The sequence below is a fragment of the Streptomyces sp. NPDC021224 genome (assembly GCF_044332905.1).
Taxonomy (GTDB): domain Bacteria; phylum Actinomycetota; class Actinomycetes; order Streptomycetales; family Streptomycetaceae; genus Actinacidiphila.
This window is the reverse complement of record NZ_JBIRPW010000030.1, coordinates 14,187-33,853: the sequence shown is the minus strand read 5'-3', so window position 1 is coordinate 33,853 and position 19,667 is coordinate 14,187. Positions and strand designations below refer to the sequence as shown.

The following is a 19,667-nucleotide window of genomic DNA, read 5'->3' as shown; positions in this document are numbered from 1 at the left end:
GTTGACTTTTGGCACGCTGTTGAGTTCTCAAGGAACGGAAGCTTCCTTCGAGACCGTTTCACCGGCCCCTCCGGGCTTTCCCTTCGTTGTGTTCCCAGCTTACCGGATTCCCCAGCCGATTCATAATCGGCCGTTTCCCGCTCAGCATTTCGATTTTCGGCGCACCGAAAACCGCCCCGCTGAAGGGGTCGGGCGTAGGTAGTGGGTGGCCGCTCCGACGGTCGGAGTTGGTGTGAACCAGATCTCCAGGCCGTTTTGGCGACTCGGACTACGTTACGTACGTGTGGCGGCCGAGTCAAGCTCGGCCGCCGTTCAAACGTATTTTTCCGGCCACGTCCGGCCGGAGCCCGCCGGAACCGGCCCCGAAGCGGGCCGGCTCGGGCCTCAGCGGACCTCGACCGCCGCCAGGTTGCGCTTGCCGCGGCGCAGGACGAGCCACCGGCCGTGGATCAGGTCGTCCCGCCCGGGGATCGCGTCCTCGTCCGTGACCTTGATGTTGTTGAGGTAGGCGCCGCCCTCCTTGATCGTGCGGCGGGCGGCCGACTTGCTCGGGACCAGTTCGGTCAGGGCGAGCAGGTCGGCGATCGGGGCCGGCTCCGTCACCTGGGCGTGCGGCAGCTCGCTGAGGGCCGCGGCCAGGGTGGGCTCGTCGAGTTCGGCGAGGTCGCCCTGGCCGAAAAGTGCCCTTGATGCGGCGATGACGGCCGCGCACTGGTCGGCGCCGTGGACGAGGGTGGTGAGCTCCTCGGCGAGGGCGCGCTGGGCCGTGCGGGCCTGCGGGCGCTCGGCGGTCAGCTGCTCCATCTCCTCCAGTTCCTCCCGGGTGCGGAAGCTGAGCATGCGCATGTAGGTGGAGATGTCCCGGTCGTCCTGGTTCAGCCAGAACTGGTAGAAGGCGTAGGGCGTGGTCATCTCGGGGTCGAGCCAGACGGCGCCGCCCTCGGTCTTGCCGAACTTGGTGCCGTCCGCCTTGACCATGAGCGGGGTGGCGACACAGTGCACGTCGGCGCCCGGCTCCAGCCGGTGGATGAGGTCGAGGCCGGCGGTCAGGTTGCCCCACTGGTCGCTGCCGCCCTGCTGGAGGGTGCAGCCGTAGCGGCGGTACAGCTCCAGGAAGTCCATGCCCTGGAGCAGCTGGTAGCTGAACTCCGTGTAGCTGATGCCCTGCTCGGACTCCAGCCGGCGGGCGACGGCGTCCTTGGTGAGCATCTTGTTGACCCGGAAGTGCTTGCCGATGTCGCGCAGGAACTCGATCGCCGAGAGCTCGGCCGTCCAGTCGAGGTTGTTGACCATGACGGCGGCGTTGTCGCCCTCGAAGGAGAGGTAGGGCTCGATCTGGCCGCGCAGCCGTGCGACCCAGGCGGCGACGGTCTCCGGGTCGTTCAGGGTGCGCTCGGCCGTGGGGCGGGGGTCGCCGATCTGGCCGGTGGCGCCGCCGACGAGGGCGAGCGGGCGGTGGCCGGCGAGCTGGAGGCGGCGCACGGTGAGGACCTGGACGAGGTGGCCGACGTGCAGGCTGGGGGCGGTCGGGTCGAAGCCGCAATAGAAGGTGACGGGACCGTCCGCGAGTGCCTTGCGCAAGGCGTCCTCGTCGGTGGACAGCGAGAAGAGCCCGCGCCACTTCAGGTCGTCGACGATGTCCGTCACGGCTTCGTGTCTCCTTGGTTCTGCTGGTGGGCGCGCCGAGCTGCTGCTCCGCGCCCTGGCAGGCTACCGCCGCTTGCGCGGGGCGTGCGCGCGATAAGGGCTCACCGTGGGGTCGCCGTCGATCCAGTAGCGCCAGGGGTGGGCGGCTCCGGCGCCGCCGACGCCGGTGCGCGGGCCGGTCCGGACGGCCGCCGGGTCGGGCGGGGTGCCGGTGAGGATGCGGAAGGGGCCGCCGGGGGCGCAGGCGTCGGCGCCGTTGAGGGCGCGGTCGACGGAGAGGGCGGTGGCGAGCCGGGCGGGGCCCTGGGCGAGATCGCTGTCCTTGCGCGAGGTGGGGCGGTGGCGGCGGGCGAGGTCGGCGCCGGCGGTGATCTCGCCGCCCCGCAGCAGGATCCCGGCGGGTTTGCCCGCGGGGCCGCAGACCAGGTTCAGGCAGTGCCACATGCCGTAGGTGAAGTAGACGTAGGTGTGGCCGGGCGGTCCGAACATCACGGCGTTGCGGTCGGTGCGGCCGCGGTAGGCGTGGGAGCCGGGGTCGTTCGGGCCGTCGTAGGCCTCGACCTCGGTGAGCCGCAGGTCGATCGGGCCGTCGTCGGTGGTGCGGACGAGGACGCGGCCGAGGAGGTCGGGCGCGATCTCCAGGACCGGTCGGTCGAAGAACGCGCGGTCCAGCGGGGCCCGCTCGGGTGCGGTGATCACGGTCCGGAAGCGTACCGGAGCGGGGTGGAACCACCCCGGGGTGTGCTGCGTTCGTAGTGTTCGCCAAGATCTGTGCACGGCACGGCAAAGCGAAGGGGACGGGTGTCCGTTATGGGCTTCAGGAAGATGATGGCGAGTCTGGGCGCGGGCGGGGCGTCGGTGGAGACCGAGTTGCACCAGGCGGACGTGACGCCGGGCGGGGTGATCCACGGCGAGGTGCGGATCGAGGGGGGCTCGGTCGACCAGCGGATCCAGGGTGTGACGGTGGGGCTCCAGGCCCGTGTCGAGGTGGAGACGAAGAACGCCCAGGGCGAGGACACCGAGTACCACCAGAACATCGAGTTCCACACGCAGCAGGTCGGCGGGGAGTTCGTGATCCAGCCGCGGGCGGTGCACACGGTGCCGTTCGCGCTGGAGGTGCCGTGGGAGACGCCCGTGACGATGTTCATGGGGCGGCAGCTGACCGGGATGAACGTCGGGGTGACGACGGAGCTGCAGATCGCGCGGGCGGTCGACAAGGGCGACCTGGACCCGGTGAACGTGCATCCGCTGCCGGCGCAGGACGCGCTGCTGGACGCCTTCGGGCGGCTGGGCTTCCGCTTCCACAGCGCCGACCTGGAGAAGGGGCACGTGCACGGGACGCGGCAGCGGCTGCCGTTCTACCAGGAGATCGAGTTCAAGGTGCCGGAGCAGTACCGCGGGCTCAAGGAGGTGGAGCTGACGTTCGTCGCGGACGGCAACGAGATGGACGTGGTGCTGGAGATGGACAAGAAGAGCGCCTTCACCGGTGGTGACACGCACCGCTCCTTCGTGATGAACATGCAGTCGTTCGAGCACACGGACTGGGCGGACTACCTCCATCAGTGGCTGGCCGAGGTGGGAGCGAAGCGGAACTGGTTCTAGGGTTCTACGCTCGGACCGCAGGTCCGGTGCGAGACCGGCCTGATCGAATCGAGAGGTGTCGAGGTGTCCGAGCAAGCGCGGCGACCGCTCCCCCATGACTTCCACCCGCAGGTCCCGGAGTTCACCGTCGTGAGCGACGAGATGACGCACGGGGGCGTGCTGCCCGACGAGCAGGTCTACGCGGAGGGCAATGTCTCGCCGCAGCTGCGGTGGGAGGGCTTCCCGGCGGAGACCAAGAGCTTCGCGGTGACGTGCTACGACCCGGACGCGCCGACCGGCAGCGGCTTCTGGCACTGGGTGCTGTTCGACATCCCGGTGTCGGTGACGGAGCTGCCGCACGGCGCGGGCTCGGGGGACTTCCCGGGGCTGCCGGACGGTGCGGTGCACGCGCGCAACGACTACGGGACGCGGGACTTCGGCGGGGCGGCGCCGCCGGCCGGGGACGGTCCGCACCGCTACGTCTTCACCGTCTACGCGGTGGACCAGGAGAAGCTGGGCGCGGACGCGGGTGCCTCGCCCGCGGTCGTGGGCTTCAACCTGCGCTTCCACACGCTGGCGCGGGCGGCGCTGGTCGCCGAGTACGAGGTGGCGGGCGGCTGATCCGCCGGGCCCGGGCGCCGGGGCCGCGGGGCGCGGTGGCGGGCGGTTAATCCGTTGCGCCGGGCGGCCGCCGCGCCGCACAGTGGTGGGTGCCCGGCTCGCCGGTGCCCCCGGTCATGCGCCCGGGCGGTACGGCTCGACGCCGGGCAGGCCGGCACCGCTTCGGCGGGGGCGGCGGGGTGAGGCGCTGGGCGGTACCACGCGCCCTCCGCCGCCTGCCGGGCCCTGGTCATCCGGACCGGGTGTCCGCGTCGGCCGGAGCGCTCCGGATGCCGGGGAATCCACCTCCTCACGGCGTCCGGGGCGCGGTCTTCCCCGTTTCCGCGGGTGCCGTCCCTCCGTTTCCGTGGGCGCCGCCCTTCTGCTTCCGTGGGTGCCGCCCTTCCGTTTCCGCGGGAGTTGGTCCCGCCGCCTCGGGGGCAGTGTTCCCCGGCTCTTTCCCGTGTCCTCCTTCCGCTGTCATCTCCTGTCCCCCATGGGGAAATTGCGTTGTCCGTACGGCAAACGCACGGGCACAGTGGAGCCACTTCGCCGAGCGGCGGAGCGGAGCCGGGAGGTGGGCGGAAATGCGTGAGACGCTGGTGCTGAATGCGAGTTTCGAGCCGCTGTCGACGGTGTCGCTGCACCGCGCGGTGGTCCTGGTGATGCAGGACAAAGCCGTCGTCGAGCAGGCGCATTCGGGTGTGCGTTTCCGTGCCGCCCAGGTGGACATCCCGGTGCCGCAGGTGATCCGGCTGTGCCGGTACGTACGGGTGCCCTTCCGACAACGTGCTCCGTGGTCGCGGCGCGGGGTGCTGGTGCGTGACCGGCACCGGTGCGCGTACTGCGGGCGGCGGGCGGCGACGGTCGACCATCTCGTGCCGAAGTCGCACGGTGGCACCGACACCTGGCTGAACACGGTCGCGGCCTGCTCGGAGGACAACCAGCGCAAGGCCGACCGGACGCCGGAGCAGGCCGGGATGCGGCTGCTTGCGCAGCCGTTCGAGCCGACGCCGGCGGACGCGCTGCTGCTGGCGCTGGGGATGCGGGACCGTGCGGCGCTGCCGGAGTGGCTGGCGCGTACCGCGTGAGCGGGTGAACGGGCAGGCGGATCACGGTGGGGCGGCCGGGCCGGTCGGGGACGACGGGGCCGGCCCCCCTCGCGTGGTGCGGGGTTATTTGAGGATGAGCTGGACGATGGCCACGACGCCGACGACGACGATCAGGCCGCGCAGTGCGGCGGGCGGCAGCCGGCGGCCGACGCGGGCGCCGATGAGGCCGCCGATGGTCGCCCCGACGGCGACGAGGCCGACAGCGGCCCAGTCCATGTGGGCGACGAAGATGAACAGCAGCGCGGCGACGCCGTTGACCATGGCGGCCAGCACGTTCTTCAGGCCGTTGATGCGCTGCAGGGTCTCGTCGAGCATGAGGCCCATGAGGGACAGGTAGATCACGCCCTGGGCGGCGCCGAAGTAGCCGCCGTAGGCGCTGGCCACGAACATTCCGAGGGCGAGCAGCAGGCCGCCGTGCGCGGGCGCGGTCGTGCCCTGGCGCTCGCGGCGGGCCTGGACGGCGCGGCTGAGCCGGGGTTGCAGGACGACCAGCACCAGGGCGGCGGCGATGAGCACCGGCACGATGGCGTGGAAGGCCTTGGAGGGCAGGGTGACCAGCAGGACGGCGCCGGTGGCGCCGCCGAGCAGGGCGACCAGGCCGAGGCGGATCAGCCGCTCGCGCTGCCCGGCCAGTTCGCGCCGGTAGCCGATGGCGCCGGTGATCGAGCCGGGTACGAGGCCGAGGGCGTTGGAGACGTTGGCGGTGACCGGGGACAGGCCGACGGCGACGAGGACCGGGAAGGTCAGCAGGGTGCCGGAGCCGACGATGGTGTTGATGGTGCCGGCGCCGATCCCTGCGGCGAGGACGGCAAGGGCTTCCAGAGGGGACATGGGCTCTCCGTGGTCGGTACGCCTCCTCCCCGCCGGTACGGCCCGGTCGAGGGGGGCGCTGTGATCATGTCACAGCGCGGCGCCGCCGTCAGGGGTCTTCCGTCCCCTGGCGGCCCGGCCGTACGGACTGCCGTCAGTCCTTGTCGAAGGGCGCGGACTCGCGGCGGGGGGCCGGGGTGGTGGCGCCCTGGCCGCCGTTGCCGGTGCCGGGGACGCCGGGGAGATTCACTATCCCGCCGAGGCCCTTGAGGGCGTCGTTGAGTTCGCTGGGGATGATCCAGAGCTTGTTGGCGTCGCCCTCGGCGATCTTCGGGAGCATCTGGAGGTACTGGTAGGCGAGCAGCTTCTGGTCCGGGTCGCCCGCGTGGATGGACTCGAAGACGGTGCGGATCGCCTGCGCCTCGCCCTCGGCGCGCAGCGCGGCGGCCTTGGCCTCACCTTCGGCGCGCAGGATCTGCGACTGCTTCTCGCCCTCCGCGGTGAGGATCTGCGACTGGCGGACACCTTCGGCGGTGAGGATCGCGGCGCGCTTGTCCCGGTCGGCGCGCATCTGCTTCTCCATCGAGTCCTGGATGGAGGTGGGCGGCTCGATGGCCTTGAGCTCGACGCGGTTGACGCGGATGCCCCACTTGCCGGTCGCCTCGTCGAGGACGCCGCGCAGGGCCGCGTTGATCTCCTCGCGGGAGGTGAGGGTGCGCTCCAGGTCCATGCCGCCGATGATGTTGCGCAGCGTGGTGACGGTCAGCTGCTCGATGGCCTGGATGTAGCTGGCGACCTCGTACGTCGCGGCGCGGGCGTCGGTGACCTGGTAGTAGATGACCGTGTCGATGTTGACGACCAGGTTGTCCTGGGTGATCACCGGCTGCGGCGGGAAGGGCACGACCTGCTCGCGCAGGTCGATGCGGTTGCGGATGGTGTCGATGAAGGGCACCACGATGTTCAGCCCGGCGCTGAGGGTGCGGGTGTAGCGGCCGAACCGCTCGACGATGGCGGCGCTGGCCTGCGGAATGACCTGGACCGTCTTGATGAGTGCGATGAAGACGAGCACCACCAGGATGATCAGGACGATGATGATGGGCTGCATGTCCACTCCCCGCACCGGTTGCCGGCGGAAATACGGTGTGACTCCAGTAACTCCGACATGATCGATCTTGGCAGAGCGGCCGCCCGCCGCGGGCCGGTTCGGCGAATTCCCGGCCCGTGGACGGCGGTTGCCCCGCCGGTGCCGTCACATGACGACGGCGGTCGCCCCGTCGATCTCGACGACGTCCACCTGCTCGCCCGGGTCGAAGACCCGGCCTTCCTCCAGTGCGCGTGCCGACCAGACCTCACCGGCGAGTTTGATCCGGCCGTCGGCGCCGCTGTCGACCCGTTCCAGGACGACGGCCTGCCGTCCCCTGAGCGCGTCGATGCCGCTGCGCTGGCCGGCGTTCTGCCGGTTGCGGTAGGCCAGCGGGCGGACGAAGACCAGGAGTGCCACCGAGATCACCACGAAGGTGATGACCTGGGCGACGATCCCGCCGTCCATTCCCGCCGCGGCGGCGCCGCCGAGCGCGCCGACCGCGAACATCGCGAATTCCGGCATTGCCGTGATCACCAGCGGGATGCCGAGTCCCACTGCGGCTATCAGCCACCACACCCATGCGTCCACAGGTCAATCGTAGGGCCCTGCCCAGGGGTTGGGGCAGTACGCGTCGGTGAAAGGCGGGTGCGGGACGTGCGCCGGGTGCGTGCGCCCGGCGCACACAGCGGGTCGGACCGGCGGCCGGGGCGGGTGACCGGGCGGGTCAGGACAGCGGCAGCCCGGCGGCGGTGAAGCGGTCGCCGCGGCGTTCGACGACGAGCGGGAGGCCGAAGCACACGGAGAGGTTGCGGGAGGTCAGCTCGGTCTCGATGGGGCCGGCGGCGACGACCTTGCCCTGCCGGATCATCAGGACGTGGGTGAAGCCGGGGGCGATCTCCTCGACGTGGTGCGTGACCATGATCATGGCGGGCGCGATGGGGTCGCGGGCGAGCCGGCCCAGGCGGCGTACCAGGTCCTCGCGGCCACCCAGGTCGAGACCCGCGGCGGGCTCGTCGAGCAGCAGCAGCTCGGGGTCGGACATCATCGCGCGGGCGATGAGGGTGCGCTTGCGCTCGCCCTCGGAGAGGGTGCCGAACTTCCGGTCCAGGAAGTCGCTCATGCCGAGCCGGTCGAGGAAGGCGCGGGCGCGGTCCTCGTCGACCTTCTCGTAGCCCTCGTTCCAGGTCGCGGTCATGCCGTAGGCGGCGGTGAGCACGGTCTCCAGGACGGTCTGCCGGCGCGGCATCTTCTCGGCCATCGCGGCGCCGGCCATGCCGATGCGCGGGCGCAGTTCGAAGACGTCGACGTTGCCGAGCTTCTCGCCGAGGATCGAGACGGTGCCGTGGGACGGGAAGAGGTAGCTGGACGCGACGTTGAGCAGCGTGGTCTTGCCCGCGCCGTTGGGGCCGAGGATGACCCAGCGCTCGCCCTCGGCGACCGACCACGAGACGTCGTCCACCAGAGCGCGTCCGTCGCGGACCACGGATACGTCCACCAGCTCCAGCACATCGCTCATGAGCGCGTTGTCTCCCATTGCAGTCTCGTGATTCCGGTGGTGCCGGTCCGGCACGTCCGCGGAGGTGACCCCTTGGGAGAAAACTTACGCCACCGCACGACCGGTCCAGTCCATAGGCTGGGGGCATGCTTGATGAACCTCGTTCAGGGCGGCTGACCGCATGGGGAAATGCCCTGCTTGCCGGACTTGCCGCCCCCGATGACGTCGCGCAGCGGATCGTGGCGGACGACGCGGTGCACCGTATGGCGGACCTGCCCGGGGAGAACGGCCCGGTGGGTCTGACGCTGGGCCTCGGCCGGCTGCGGGCGCTGGGCGTGACCGGGCTGCGGCTCGCGCTGCCGGTGTCCGGGCACCCGCTGGGGCTGAGCGGCCCGCCGGAGTTCAACGACCTGGCGCTGGACGCGGGCGAGGCGGTGCTGACCGCGGGCGCGGTGCCGCTGGGCCTGGTCCCGCAGGTGTACGAGGCCGGCCCGGCGGGCGACGTGCACGTCGAGGTGGAGTGGCGGTGCCTGCCGGTACGGGACGCGCCGCCGGCCGACGTGCCGTCGCTGGGCGAGGCCGAGCGGGAGCTGGCCGAGGCGCTGCGGGACGCGACGGCGGCGCTCACGGCGCTGGACGTGGCGGGCACCGGGGGGCCGACCGCGCACGCGGCGCTGGAGGCCTACCGGGCGCGGGCCGATCGCGGCCGGGAGGTGCTGGCGCCGGGCTATCCGCCGCGGGCGGTGCGGGTGCTGGAGCTGGCGCAGCGGGTCGGCGCGCTGGTGGAGATCGCGGGCGGCGGGCACGGCGCGGCGGTGAGCGCCTCGCAGATCGCGGCGCGCGCGGACCTGCTGCGCCCGGTGGAGCGCACCGCCCGGCGCGCGCAGGTGGCGGCGTACAACGCGTACGTGGAGGAGGCGGAGCGGCGCCGCCCGTGACGCCCCGGGCCGGGCGGGGCCGTTCCTCACCGCCCCCGCCCCGGCCGGTCAGCTCCCGACGCCGTTGCGTACCGCCCACAGGGCGGCCTGGGTGCGGTCGGCGAGGTCCAGCTTCATCAGGATGTTGGACACGTGCGTCTTGACCGTCTTCTCCGACAGCACCAGGGCGCGGGCGATCTCGCGGTTGGAGCGGCCGTCGGCGATGTGGGCCAGCACCTCGTTCTCCCGCTCGGTCAGCGTGCCGCCGCGACCCTGGCCGGAGCCGGGGCCGCCGTTCTGGTCCTGGGAGAGCAGCGCGCCGGCCACCTCGGGCTGGAGCAGCACGTGCCCGGCGTGCACCGAGCGGATGGCGTCGGCGAGCGCGACCGGGTCGACGTCCTTGTAGACGTAGCCGGAGGCCCCGGCGCGCAGCGCGGGCACCACGGTGCGCTGCTCGGTGAAGCTCGTGACGATGAGCACCCGCGCGGTGCTGCCCGCGTCGCGCAGCAGCCGCAGCGCCTCGATGCCGTCGGTGCCGGGCATCTTGACGTCCATCAGGATCACGTCGGGGCGCAGCTCGCAGGCGCGGTCGACGCCCTCCTGGCCGTCGGCGGCCTCGCCCACGACCTCGATGTCGCCCTGGACCTCCAGGAAGGTGCGCAGGCCGCGGCGGACGACCTGGTGGTCGTCGACCAGCAGGACGCGGATCACACTGTCAGCCACCGGGCACCTCCAGTTCGATGACGGTGCCCTTCCCGGGCGCCGACTGCACGCTCAGGCTGCCTCCGACGGCGCCCGCGCGGTCCCGCATGGACACCAGTCCGAAGTGCCGTCCGGCGCTGCGGACGGAGCCGGGGTCGAAGCCGCATCCGTCGTCGCGGACGCTCAGCAGCGCGCCCTTGCCGCGGCCTTCGAGCCGGACGGCCACCTCGCTCGCGCCCGCGTGCCGCAGCGCGTTGTGCATGGCCTCCTGGGCGACGCGCAGCACGACCTCCTCCTGCGAGGCGGGCAGTGCGCGGACCGCGCGGCACTCGAAGGTGACCTTGGCGGAGTGCACCCGGTTGAGGACGTCGGCCTGGGTGCGCAGCGTCGCCACCAGCCCGTCGTCGTCCAGCGCGGCCGGGCGCAGCTCGACGACCACGGCGCGCAGCTCGTCGGCGGCCTCGGCGGCGAGCTGCGCGACCTCGCGCAGCTGCTCCCTGGCGCGTTCCGGGTCGCGGCCGATGAGCGAGGTCGCGGCCTGGGCGGTGAGGCGCAGCGAGAAGAGCTTCTGGGACACCGCGTCGTGCAGCTCGTGGGCGATCCTGGCCCGTTCCCCCACGAGGGTCAGCTCGCGGCTGCGCTCGTAGAGCCGGGCGTTGGTGAGGGCGATGGCGGCGTGGTCGGCGAGGATCCGCAGCAGGTCCTCGTCCTCCTGGGTGAAGTGGTGCCGCTCGCCGGGGCGTCTCTCGCACACCTTGTTGGCCAGGAAGAGGGCGCCGAGGATCTCCTCGCCGTCCATGACGGGCATGCCGATGAAGTCCCGCATCACCGGGTGGCGGCGGGGCCAGCCCTCGAAGCTGGGGAAGTCGCGGACGTCGTCGAGCCGCTGCGGGGTGGCCTCGTGCAGCATCGCGGCGAGGATGCCGTGCTGGCGGGGCAGCGGGCCGATGGCCTTCCACTGCTCGTCGCTCACCCCGGAGACCACGAACTGGGCGAAGCCGCCGTGGTCGTCGGGCACGCCGAGCGCGGCGTACTCGGCGCTCAGCAGCTCGCGGGCGGAGCCGACGATGGTCTGCAGGACCTCGCGCACCTCCAGCCGGCGGTTCATCGCCAGCACGGCCGCGCTGACCGCCTCTATCCCGCCCCTGGGGTGCCTGTCCGACATGCCTCCACCGTACCGGCGGCAGGTCATGGGCCGGATGCGACGGCGGGCGGAGGGGCGCTCGGCACTTTCGACCTACGCCCTTGTGACCCCGTGGCGTACGGCGGGCGCCCGACGCGCCCCCCGGCCGGGCGTTCCTACGGTGAGGGCGCGGGTCCGGCGGCAGGCCGGACCGGCGGCCGCGGCGGCGGGGCGACAGCGCTCCCGGCGGACGCGGCGGACGGCGTCGAACACGAAGCGAGGGCGGAACCATGCCGGTGGCGATCATCACGGGGGCGTCGAGAGGGCTCGGGCGGGCACTGGCCGCGGAGCTGGCGGGGCGCGGCTGGTCCCTGGTGCTGGACGGGCGGGACGCGGCGGCGCTGCGGGCGGCGGCCGGGCAGCTGGAACGCGACGGGAAGGAGGGCGCGGGAGGAGCGGTGCGGGCGGTGCCGGGGGACGTGACCGACCCGGAGCACCGGGCCGCGCTGCTGGCCGCGGCGGAGGAGCTGGGCGGGGTGGACCTGCTGGTCAACAACGCCAGCGCGCTGGGCGCCGAGCCGCTGGTGCCGCTGGCCGAACTGCCGCTCGCGGGGCTGCGGCAGGCGCTGGAGGTCAATGTGACCGCGCCGCTCGCCCTGATACAGGCGGCGCTCCCGGCGCTGCGGGCGGTCTCGGGCGCGGTGCTCAACGTCAGCTCGGACGCGGCGGTGGAGGCGTACGGGGACTGGGGCGGCTACGGGGCGAGCAAGGCCGCGCTGGACCAGCTCTCGGCGGTGCTGGCGGTGGAGGAGCCGTCCGTGCGGGTGTGGGCGGTGGACCCGGGCGACCTGCGGACGGAGCTGTACGCGGCGGCGGTGCCGGACGACCCGGACTTCGACGCGCGGCCGCTGCCGGAGGAGGTCGCGCCGGTGCTGCTGCGGCTGCTGGAGCGGGGTGCACGGAGCGGGCGCTACAGCGCCCCGGGACTGCGGGGTGCGTGATGGCGACGACGGCGAGCCGTGAGCGCGGCACAGACCCTGCAACAAACAGGGTGAAAACGGTCGGAAAAGAATCACTTCACACCTCCCGAAAAGGTGGTTATTCGGACATTTCCACCGCTCCGGAGATCCTCCGGGACTTCCGGGTGCCGCCCGAGTCGCTCGCGACGGCCCCGCCGTCCCGCCGGGACGCCGTGCGGCTGCTGGCCGGGGAGCGCTCCACCGGGGCGGTCGGGCACCACTCCTTCCGTGACCTGCCGGGGCTGCTGCGGGCCGGGGACGTGCTGGTGGTCAACACCTCCAGGACGCTGCCGGCCGCGATCGACGCGGAGCTGGCGGGCGAGCCGGTCGTGGTGCACTTCTCCACCCGGCGGGACGACGGGCGCTGGGTCGTGGAGGTCCGCACCCCCGACGGGCACGGCTCGACGCTGCGCCGGGCGGGCGGCCCCGCGGGCGCGGCGCTGCGGCTGCGCGGCGGCGCCGAGCTGGTGCTGGACCGCCCGCTGGTGGCGGGCGCCGACCGGCTCTGGGTGGCCTCGCCGTCGGCGGACCCGGTGCCGCGGCTGCACCGGCACGGGCGGCCCATCCGCTACGGCTACACCGAGCGCGACCAGCCGCTGTCCGCCTACCAGACGGTCTTCGCCCGCCCCTCCGCGGACGGCAGGGCCTCGGCGGAGATGCCGAGCGCGGCCCGGCCCTTCACCACGTCGCTGGTGACCGAGCTGGTCAGCCGCGGGGTGCAGATCGCGCCGGTCGTGCTGCACACCGGGGTGGCCTCCGCCGAGGCGCACGAGCCGCCCTACGCGGAGCCGTACGCCGTACCGGAGGCCACCGCGTGGCAGGTCAACGCGGCGCGGGCGGCCGGCGGGCGGGTCGTCGCGGTGGGGACGACGGCGGTGCGCGCGCTGGAGTCGGCGGCGGACGGGCGCGGCACGGTGCGCGCGGCCCGGGGCTGGACGGAGCTGGTGATCACCCCGGAGCGCGGGGTGCGCGCGGTGGACGGGCTGCTGACCGGGCTGCACGAGCCGGAGGCCTCACATCTGCTGATGCTGCGGGCGGTGTCCGGGGACGCGCTGCTGGAGCGGGTCTACGCCGCCGCGCTCCAGGAGCGTTACCTGTGGCACGAGTTCGGCGACGTGAACCTGCTGCTGCCGTAAAGAGCACCCCAATAAGGATCACATAAAGCACCCCCGCGGTCACCCCGAGCGACCCCGGGGGTGCGGCCGTGTGAGGTGACCTACAGGAGCCAGATCACATACTAAGGACCCTAGTGGAATAACGGCCCGGCAGCCCCACGGGATTCCCCCGCCGGGACACCCCCACTTCATGCGCCACCTACGAATGCGAATCGTAGCCGCCTTCATTGACCCCCGTTTTGCGAGCCCTTAAGAATTCTCAGGTCCGCAACCGGAAGAGGTCATTCCATGCAGCTCCCCACGATCCCGAAGATCGGCCGACTGTCCAAGAAGCACAAGATCACGGCGGCCGGTGCCGCCGCCGCGGCTGCTGTTGTCCTGGCCGTCACCGGTCTCCAGGTGACCGGCGGGACCGCAGAGGCCAAGGGCGAGGCGACCGGCTTCTCGGTCGAGAACGGCCAGCAGGTCAAGGACCTCGACGCGCAGGCGGGGCTCGCCTCGCAGAAGGCGATCCAGGAGGACGCCGCGGCCAAGAAGAAGGCCGCCGACGCCCTCGCCGCCCAGCAGAAGGCCGCCGCCGACGCGGCGGCGAAGAAGAAGGCGGCCGACGCCGAGGCCGCGAAGAAGAAGGCCGCGGCCGACGCCGCCGCCCGCGACAAGGCCAAGGCCGCCGCGAACCGCTCCAAGCAGCGCGCCGCGGTGAAGCCCGCGCCGAAGAAGGCCGTCACCCCGAAGCCGGTCGTCAAGGCCGCGCCGAAGAAGGTCGCGGCCGCGGTCCCGGTCGCCCAGGTCGTCTACCCCGACAACCTCGACGGCTGGATCCGCGAGGCCCGCGCCGTGCTGGCCGCGCACAACATCCCGGTGCCGACCTACAACGGCATCTACCGCAACATCATCCGCGAGTCCTCCGGCAATCCCAACGCCATCAACCTGTGGGACTCCAACGCGGCGAAGGGCATTCCCTCCAAGGGCCTGCTCCAGACCATCGACCCGACCTTCAACGCGTACCACGTCTCCGGTACGTCGTGGAACGTCTACAACCCGGTCGCGAACATCGCCGCCGCGTGCAACTACGCCTGGCACGTCTACGGCGGAATGGACAACGTCAACTCGGCCTACTGAGCCGCGTCGACGGAATAAGCGAAGGGCGGTGCGACTCCGAGGAGTCCCACCGCCCTTTCGTCTGCCGGGAATTCCCGGTTACTTGCGCATCACCTCGGGCTCGTGGCGGCGCAGCAGCCGGGCCACCGCGAAGCCGCACAGCGCCGCCATCGCCAGCAGCACCACGACGTCCAGGGTCCAGGTGCCCGCGCTGTGCTTCCACAGCGTGTCGACCGTCTTGTGCGTCTGGTCCCACGGCAGCAGCGTGTTGAGGTCCGCGGTGGTACCCGCGCCCGCCACCGCCCAGCGGGCCGGCATCAGCCAGGCCACCTGCTCCATGCCGGGCTTGCCGTAGATCTGGAACAGCACCCCGGTGAAGACGATCTGCACGATCGCGTACATCACCAGCAGCGGCATCGTCTTCTCGGCCGTCTTCACCAGCGCGGAGATGATCAGGCCGACCATCATCGAGGTGAAGCCGAACGCCATGACGACCAGGGTCATCTCGATCGCCGGGTGGCCGTGCAGGATCACGCCCTCGGCGGGCATCTTGTCGCGCGGGGCGAAGCCGATGCCGCAGATGATCGCGCCCTGCAGCGCGGTGATCAGGCCGAGCACGATGACCTTGGACATCAGGTACGCCGAGCGCGACAGGCCGACCGCGCGTTCGCGCTCGTAGATGACGCGTTCCTTGATCAGCTCGCGGACCGAGTTGGCGGCGCCCGCGAAGCACGCGCCGACCGCGACGATCATCAGGATCGTGCCCGCGTCCCGGTTCTGGCCGTTGACCCGCACGGGGCCGTAGCCGAGGCCGGCCTTCGCCGGGATCAGCAGGCTGACGATGCCCAGCACCGTGGGCAGGATCAGCATCAGGCCGATGAAGCCGCGGTCGGAGGCGATGACCGACAGGTAGCGGCGGACCAGGGTCATCAGCTGCGAGCCCCAGCCCTGCGGCTTGGGCGGCCGGGCGGCCTGACTCGGTATGTAGTGCGCGGCCTGCGGCGCGGCGGAGTCCAGGTCGGCCGCGTACGTCTGGTAGTGCTGCGAGCCGCGCCAGCGGCCCATCCAGTCGTAGTCGCGGTAGGTCTCGAACGCGGAGAAGACGTCGGCCCAGTTGTCGTAGCCGAAGAAGTTGAGCGCCTCGTCCGGCGGGCCGAAGTACGCCACCGCGCCGCCCGGCGCCATGACCAGCAGCTTGTCGCACAGCGCCAGCTCGGCCACCGAGTGGGTGACCACCAGGACCGTGCGGCCGTCGTCGGCCAGGCCCCGCAGCAGCTTCATGACGTCGCGGTCCATGCCCGGGTCGAGGCCCGAGGTGGGCTCGTCCAGGAAGATCAGCGACGGCTTGGTCAGCAGCTCCAGCGCGACGGACACGCGCTTGCGCTGGCCGCCGGACAGCGACGTGATGCGTTTGTCGGCGTGGATGTCGAGCTTGAGCTCGCGCAGCACCTCGTCGATCCGCGCCTCGCGCTCGGCCGGCGCGGTGTCGCCCGGGAAGCGGAGCTTGGCGGCGTACCGCAGGGCGGTCTTGACCTGGAGTTCCTTGTGCAGGATGTCGTCCTGCGGGACCAGGCCGATGCGCTGCCGCAGCTCGGCGAACTGCTTGTACAGGTTGCGGTTGTCGTACAGCACCTCGCCCTGGTCGGCGGGGCGGTAACCGGTCAGCGCGCGCAGCAGCGTCGACTTGCCGGAGCCGGACGGGCCGATGACGCCGATCAGCGACTTCTCCGGCACCCCGAACGAGACGTCCTTCAGGATCGTCTTGGTCGTCTTGCCGTGCGGCACGGTGACCGACAGCCGGCGGGCCGAGAAGGACACCGCGCCGGTGTCGACGAACTCCTCCAGCCGGTCACCGACCAGCCGGAAGGTGGAGTGGCCGACGCCGACGATGTCGTTCGGGCCGAGCAGATGCCGCTGTATCGGCTGGCCGTTGACGTACGTGCCGTTGTGGCTGCCGAGGTCGACGATCTCGTAGCGGCCGTCGGGGTGCGCCCGGAATTCCGCGTGGTAGCGGGAGACCTGCAGGTCGGAGACGACCAGCTCGTTCTCCAGCGCGCGGCCGATGCGCATGACCCGGCCCAGGGCCAGCTGGTGGAAGGTCGTCGGGCTGCGGTCGCCGTAGCCGGGACCCGCCCCCTGCGGCGACTGCTGCGGTACGCCCTGCGGGGCCGGCGGCTGCTGCGGCCACCCGCCTCCGGCCTGCTGGTACCCCGCGGCGCCCTGCTGGGCCGGGGCCGCGGCGGCGGCCTGCGCCTGCTGGTACTGCGGGTAGGCCGGCGCGGCCTGCTGCTGCGGCACCTGCTGGACCTGCGGCGGCGGCGCGTACTGCGGCGCCGCCTGCTGGAAGGCCTGCGGCTGGGCCGCGGCGTGCTGCTGGTACGCCTGCTGGTGCGGCTGCGGTGCCTGGTAGGCGGGCTGCTGTTGCTGGGCGGGCGCCTGCTGGTGCGCCGCGTGCTGCTGGGCCGGTGCGGCCTGCGCCGCCTGCGCGGCGGTGAAGCTCAGCCGCGGGCCTTCGGTCGCGTTGCCCAGGTTGATCGTGGTGCCGGGCGCGAGATCCGTGGTCTGGACCCGCTGGCCGTGCACGAAGGTGCCGTTGGTGCTCCCCTGGTCCTCGATCACCCAGCCGCGCTCCGCGCGGCGGATCGTGGCGTGCCGCCACGAGACCCGCGGGTCGTCACAGACGAGATCGCTCTGCGGGTCACGCCCGAGGCTGTAGGACCGGGAGGCATCCAGCGTCCAGGTCCTGCCGTTCAATTCCAGTACGAGTTCTGGCACCCCAAACCCCATTGTTCGTCCCCCGAGTTGTCCCCCGTGCAGAGGAGTCTAGGGATAGCGGACATCGGGAGGAACTATCGCAGGCCCCGGTCTCGTAACAGAAAGCGCCCTCCCGGAGCCGTTCCTGCAACCGAATCCGGACATGCGGCGGCGTTCCGTGCGATGCGCGGTGGCGCGGGATTCGTTTCGTTCCCGCGGCGGTCCCCCCGCACAGTGTCCGGCACGCGGGACGGATGGTGAGAGGGGCGCGCGGTGCGGATACGGTGTAAAGACCATGGACGACGCCTCGCAGACCGCCTCCGCCGCTCCGGTCACGCCCGCCGCCCCCGTTCCCGCGGACGACGTGCCGACCCTGCTGGTCAAGATCTTCGGCAAGGACCGCCCCGGCACGACCGCGGGCCTCTTCGACACGCTCGCCGCCTACGGCGTGGACGTGGTGGACATCGAGCAGGTGGTGACCCGCGGCCGGATGATGCTGTGCGCGCTGGTGACCACCCCCGCGCCCGGCACGGGCAGCGAGGGCGACCTGCGCGCCACCGTGCACAGCTGGGCGGAGAGCCTCGGCATGCAGGCCGAGATCATTTCGGGTATCGGCGACAACCGGCCGCGCCGCGAGGGGCGTTCGCACGTCACGGTGCTCGGGCGGCCGCTGACCGCGGAAACCGCGGCGGCCATAACAGCCGTGATCACCGGCGCGGGCGGGAACATCGACCGGATCTTCCGGCTGGGCAAATATCCGGTGACCGCCGTCGAATTCGCCGTCTCCGGCGCCGAGCCGGTCGCGCTGCGCTCCGCGCTCGCCGTCGCGGGCGCCGCCCGCGGGGTGGACGTCGCGGTGGTGCCGGCCGGGCTGCAGCGCCGGGCGCAGCGGCTGGTCGTCATGGACGTCGACTCGACCGTGATCCAGGACGAGGTCATCGAGCTGTTCGCCGCGCACGCCGGGTGCGAGGCGCAGGTCGCCGAGGTCACTGCCGCCGCGATGCGCGGTGAGCTGGACTTCGAGCAGTCGCTGCACGCCCGGGTCGCGCTGCTGGCGGGGCTGGACGTGTCGGTGGTGGACAAGGTGCGGTCCGAGGTGCGGCTGACGCCGGGCGCGCGGACCCTCATCCGTACCCTCAAGCGGCTCGGCTACCAGGTCGGGGTGGTCTCCGGCGGCTTCACACAGGTCACCGACGACCTGCGGGAGCGGCTCGGGCTGGACTTCGCCGCCGCGAACACCCTGGAGGTGGCCGACGGCCGGCTCACCGGGCGGGTGACCGGCCCGATCGTCGACCGCGCGGGCAAGGCGCGGCTGCTGCGCAGCTTCGCCGAGCAGGCCGGGGTGCCGCTGAGCCAGACGGTCGCGATCGGTGACGGCGCCAATGACCTGGACATGCTCAACGCGGCCGGGCTCGGCGTGGCCTTCAACGCCAAGCCGGTCGTCCGCGAGGCCGCCGACACCTCCGTCAACGTGCCCTTCCTGGACACGGTGCTCTTCCTGCTGGGCATCACCCGCGAGGAGATCGAGGCCGCCGACGCGGTGGACGGTGTGCCCACCGACTGAACCGCGCCGCAGGCCCGGTGACGGCCTAGGCCTCGTGCGGGGCCCAGAAGGCGGTGAGCCGGGCGACGCCGTGCTCGACGTCCTTCCACTGTCCGGTGAAGGTCAGCACGGCGAAGGCGGCGGTGGGGAATCCGGCCTGCTTGACGCGGGCCAGGGCCGCGCTGTCGGCGCTGCCGGTGAGGGCCTCGGTCAGCGTCTGCATGCCCGGGTTGTGGGCGACGACCAGGAGTGAGCCGACGTCGTCGGGCGTCTCGTTCAGCAGGGCGAGCAGATCGCCGAGGCTCGCCTCGTACAGCCGCTCCTCGTAGACCGTGCGGGGGCGGTGCGGCATCTCGTGGGCGGCGAGCTTCCACGTCTCGCGGGTGCGGGCGGCGGTGGAGCACAGGACGAGGTCGGGGGTGATGCCGTCGTCGGCGAGTCGGCGGCCGGCGGCGGGGGCGTCCAGTCGGCCGCGGTCGGCCAGCGGCCGCTCGTGGTCGGGGACGTTCGGCCAGTCGGCCTTCGCGTGCCGGAGCAGGACGAGGGTGCGGGGTGAATCGACGGTCATGCCCTTCAGCTTTCCAGAAAACCCGCAGTCAGGCGCGGGATGGGCGTGATCGGCGGCACGGCCGCGCGGCGGGCGCGGACCGGGAGCGGGCGGTCACGTCAGGTGGCCGAGGAGGCCGGACACGGCCGTCGCGGCGTGCGAGAAGACGTCACCGGCCGGGGCGGCGGCCGCGGTGTCGGCGCGGGCGCCGGTGATCAGCAGGAGCAGCGCCGCGAAGGCGACCGCGGGCAGGACGACCGCCCACCACGGCAGCCGGGTCTGCACCGCGCCGGGCGTGCGCCGGCCCGCGGTGCGGGACGCGGCCGGGGTCTGCCGGGCGTAGAGGTGGGGGGACTGCGTGGTCACGGTGACCGCCTCCGTGGGGTGCCGTCGGGCTGCCGGGGTGTGCCGGCCGGGCGGGCCGGCCTGACACCCACGACGCTACGGTCCCGCGCCCCCGGTACCCATCCGGCCGTCCACCCATGTGCCCCTGAGCCTGACCCCCCACGGATGGTGG

19 protein-coding genes are annotated in these 19,667 nt (G+C 72.4%); 8 read left to right on the top strand and 11 right to left on the bottom strand.

Annotated features, from left to right (window positions below; all coding sequences use genetic code 11):
- Nucleotides 1-384 precede the first annotated feature (384 nt).
- Together tyrS and ACH4PY_RS36730 are read right to left on the bottom strand one after the other, a co-directional pair.
- Complete coding sequence (gene tyrS, locus ACH4PY_RS36735) at nucleotides 385-1,647, bottom strand: tyrosine--tRNA ligase (RefSeq protein ID WP_398192867.1); 1,263 nt, start codon at nucleotides 1,645-1,647, stop codon at nucleotides 385-387.
- A gap of 63 nt (nucleotides 1,648-1,710) precedes the next feature.
- Nucleotides 1,711-2,346 carry a DNA-3-methyladenine glycosylase gene (locus ACH4PY_RS36730; protein ID WP_398192866.1) on the bottom strand — a complete coding sequence of 212 codons (636 nt, stop codon included), beginning with the start codon at nucleotides 2,344-2,346 and terminating at the stop codon, nucleotides 1,711-1,713.
- Between the two features lie 111 nt (nucleotides 2,347-2,457).
- Here ACH4PY_RS36730 and ACH4PY_RS36725 point away from each other — a divergent pair, with 111 nt between their 5' ends.
- From ACH4PY_RS36725 to ACH4PY_RS36715, 3 genes are all read left to right on the top strand, one after another.
- Nucleotides 2,458-3,249 (top strand): sporulation protein, encoded by a 792-nt coding sequence (locus ACH4PY_RS36725; protein ID WP_398192865.1) that lies wholly within the window; start codon nucleotides 2,458-2,460, stop codon nucleotides 3,247-3,249.
- A 63-nt stretch (nucleotides 3,250-3,312) separates the two neighbouring features.
- Nucleotides 3,313-3,849, top strand: coding sequence for a YbhB/YbcL family Raf kinase inhibitor-like protein (locus ACH4PY_RS36720; RefSeq protein WP_398192864.1), 537 nt, complete (start codon nucleotides 3,313-3,315; stop codon nucleotides 3,847-3,849).
- A 566-nt stretch (nucleotides 3,850-4,415) separates the two neighbouring features.
- On the top strand, nucleotides 4,416-4,919 hold the full coding sequence (locus ACH4PY_RS36715) for an HNH endonuclease (RefSeq protein WP_398192863.1): 504 nt from the start codon (nucleotides 4,416-4,418) through the stop codon (nucleotides 4,917-4,919).
- A gap of 84 nt (nucleotides 4,920-5,003) precedes the next feature.
- Here ACH4PY_RS36715 and ACH4PY_RS36710 read toward each other — a convergent pair whose 3' ends face one another.
- From ACH4PY_RS36710 to ACH4PY_RS36695, 4 genes are all read right to left on the bottom strand, one after another.
- On the bottom strand, nucleotides 5,004-5,771 hold the full coding sequence (locus tag ACH4PY_RS36710; protein WP_398192862.1) for a sulfite exporter TauE/SafE family protein: 768 nt from the start codon (nucleotides 5,769-5,771) through the stop codon (nucleotides 5,004-5,006).
- Nucleotides 5,772-5,904: 133 nt separating this feature from the next.
- Nucleotides 5,905-6,855 carry an SPFH domain-containing protein gene (locus ACH4PY_RS36705; protein WP_398192861.1) on the bottom strand — a complete coding sequence of 317 codons (951 nt, stop codon included), beginning with the start codon at nucleotides 6,853-6,855 and terminating at the stop codon, nucleotides 5,905-5,907.
- Nucleotides 6,856-6,999: 144 nt separating this feature from the next.
- Nucleotides 7,000-7,422 (bottom strand): NfeD family protein, encoded by a 423-nt coding sequence (locus tag ACH4PY_RS36700; RefSeq protein ID WP_398192860.1) that lies wholly within the window; start codon nucleotides 7,420-7,422, stop codon nucleotides 7,000-7,002.
- A gap of 136 nt (nucleotides 7,423-7,558) precedes the next feature.
- On the bottom strand, nucleotides 7,559-8,350 hold the full coding sequence (locus ACH4PY_RS36695; RefSeq protein ID WP_398192859.1) for an ABC transporter ATP-binding protein: 792 nt from the start codon (nucleotides 8,348-8,350) through the stop codon (nucleotides 7,559-7,561).
- Nucleotides 8,351-8,475: 125 nt separating this feature from the next.
- Between ACH4PY_RS36695 and ACH4PY_RS36690 the strand changes: the two genes are divergently transcribed.
- Nucleotides 8,476-9,267: a hypothetical protein gene (locus tag ACH4PY_RS36690; protein WP_398192858.1), complete on the top strand. Its 792-nt coding sequence runs from the start codon at nucleotides 8,476-8,478 to the stop codon at nucleotides 9,265-9,267.
- Nucleotides 9,268-9,315: 48 nt separating this feature from the next.
- On the opposite strand, the gene ACH4PY_RS36685 is transcribed toward ACH4PY_RS36690, so the two are convergent.
- The gene (locus ACH4PY_RS36685; protein ID WP_398192857.1) at nucleotides 9,316-9,969 is read right to left on the bottom strand and encodes a response regulator; all 654 of its coding nucleotides are present in this window, start codon (nucleotides 9,967-9,969) and stop codon (nucleotides 9,316-9,318) included.
- Complete coding sequence (locus tag ACH4PY_RS36680; protein WP_398192856.1) at nucleotides 9,962-11,113, bottom strand: GAF domain-containing sensor histidine kinase; 1,152 nt, start codon at nucleotides 11,111-11,113, stop codon at nucleotides 9,962-9,964. The genes ACH4PY_RS36685 and ACH4PY_RS36680 overlap by 8 nt, the downstream gene beginning before the upstream one ends.
- A 248-nt stretch (nucleotides 11,114-11,361) precedes the next feature.
- Between ACH4PY_RS36680 and ACH4PY_RS36675 the strand changes: the two genes are divergently transcribed.
- The 3 genes from ACH4PY_RS36675 to ACH4PY_RS36665 all read left to right on the top strand — a co-directional run bounded on the left by ACH4PY_RS36675 (nucleotide 11,362) and on the right by ACH4PY_RS36665 (nucleotide 14,327).
- On the top strand, nucleotides 11,362-12,072 hold the full coding sequence (locus ACH4PY_RS36675) for an SDR family NAD(P)-dependent oxidoreductase (RefSeq protein ID WP_398192855.1): 711 nt from the start codon (nucleotides 11,362-11,364) through the stop codon (nucleotides 12,070-12,072).
- Between the two features lie 143 nt (nucleotides 12,073-12,215).
- Entirely contained in the window at nucleotides 12,216-13,226 is a 1,011-nt protein-coding gene (locus ACH4PY_RS36670) for an S-adenosylmethionine:tRNA ribosyltransferase-isomerase (RefSeq protein ID WP_398192854.1), read from the top strand.
- A 267-nt stretch (nucleotides 13,227-13,493) separates the two neighbouring features.
- A complete protein-coding gene (locus ACH4PY_RS36665) occupies nucleotides 13,494-14,327 on the top strand; it encodes a transglycosylase SLT domain-containing protein (protein WP_398192853.1) in 834 nt (277 codons plus the stop codon).
- Nucleotides 14,328-14,405: 78 nt separating this feature from the next.
- On the opposite strand, the gene ACH4PY_RS36660 is transcribed toward ACH4PY_RS36665, so the two are convergent.
- Nucleotides 14,406-17,093, bottom strand: a complete 2,688-nt coding sequence (locus tag ACH4PY_RS36660) for an FHA domain-containing protein (protein ID WP_398192852.1) — start codon at nucleotides 17,091-17,093, stop codon at nucleotides 14,406-14,408.
- 262 nt (nucleotides 17,094-17,355) lie between these two features.
- On the opposite strand from ACH4PY_RS36660, the gene serB reads away from it, so the two are divergent.
- Nucleotides 17,356-18,624 carry a phosphoserine phosphatase SerB gene (serB, locus tag ACH4PY_RS36655; RefSeq protein ID WP_398192851.1) on the top strand — a complete coding sequence of 423 codons (1,269 nt, stop codon included), beginning with the start codon at nucleotides 17,356-17,358 and terminating at the stop codon, nucleotides 18,622-18,624.
- Between the two features lie 25 nt (nucleotides 18,625-18,649).
- Here serB and ACH4PY_RS36650 read toward each other — a convergent pair whose 3' ends face one another.
- Both ACH4PY_RS36650 and ACH4PY_RS36645 read right to left on the bottom strand, forming a co-directional pair.
- Nucleotides 18,650-19,171, bottom strand: coding sequence for a SixA phosphatase family protein (locus ACH4PY_RS36650; RefSeq protein WP_398192850.1), 522 nt, complete (start codon nucleotides 19,169-19,171; stop codon nucleotides 18,650-18,652).
- Nucleotides 19,172-19,264: 93 nt separating this feature from the next.
- Nucleotides 19,265-19,516, bottom strand: a complete 252-nt coding sequence (locus ACH4PY_RS36645) for a hypothetical protein (protein WP_398192849.1) — start codon at nucleotides 19,514-19,516, stop codon at nucleotides 19,265-19,267.
- Nucleotides 19,517-19,667 lie beyond the last annotated feature (151 nt).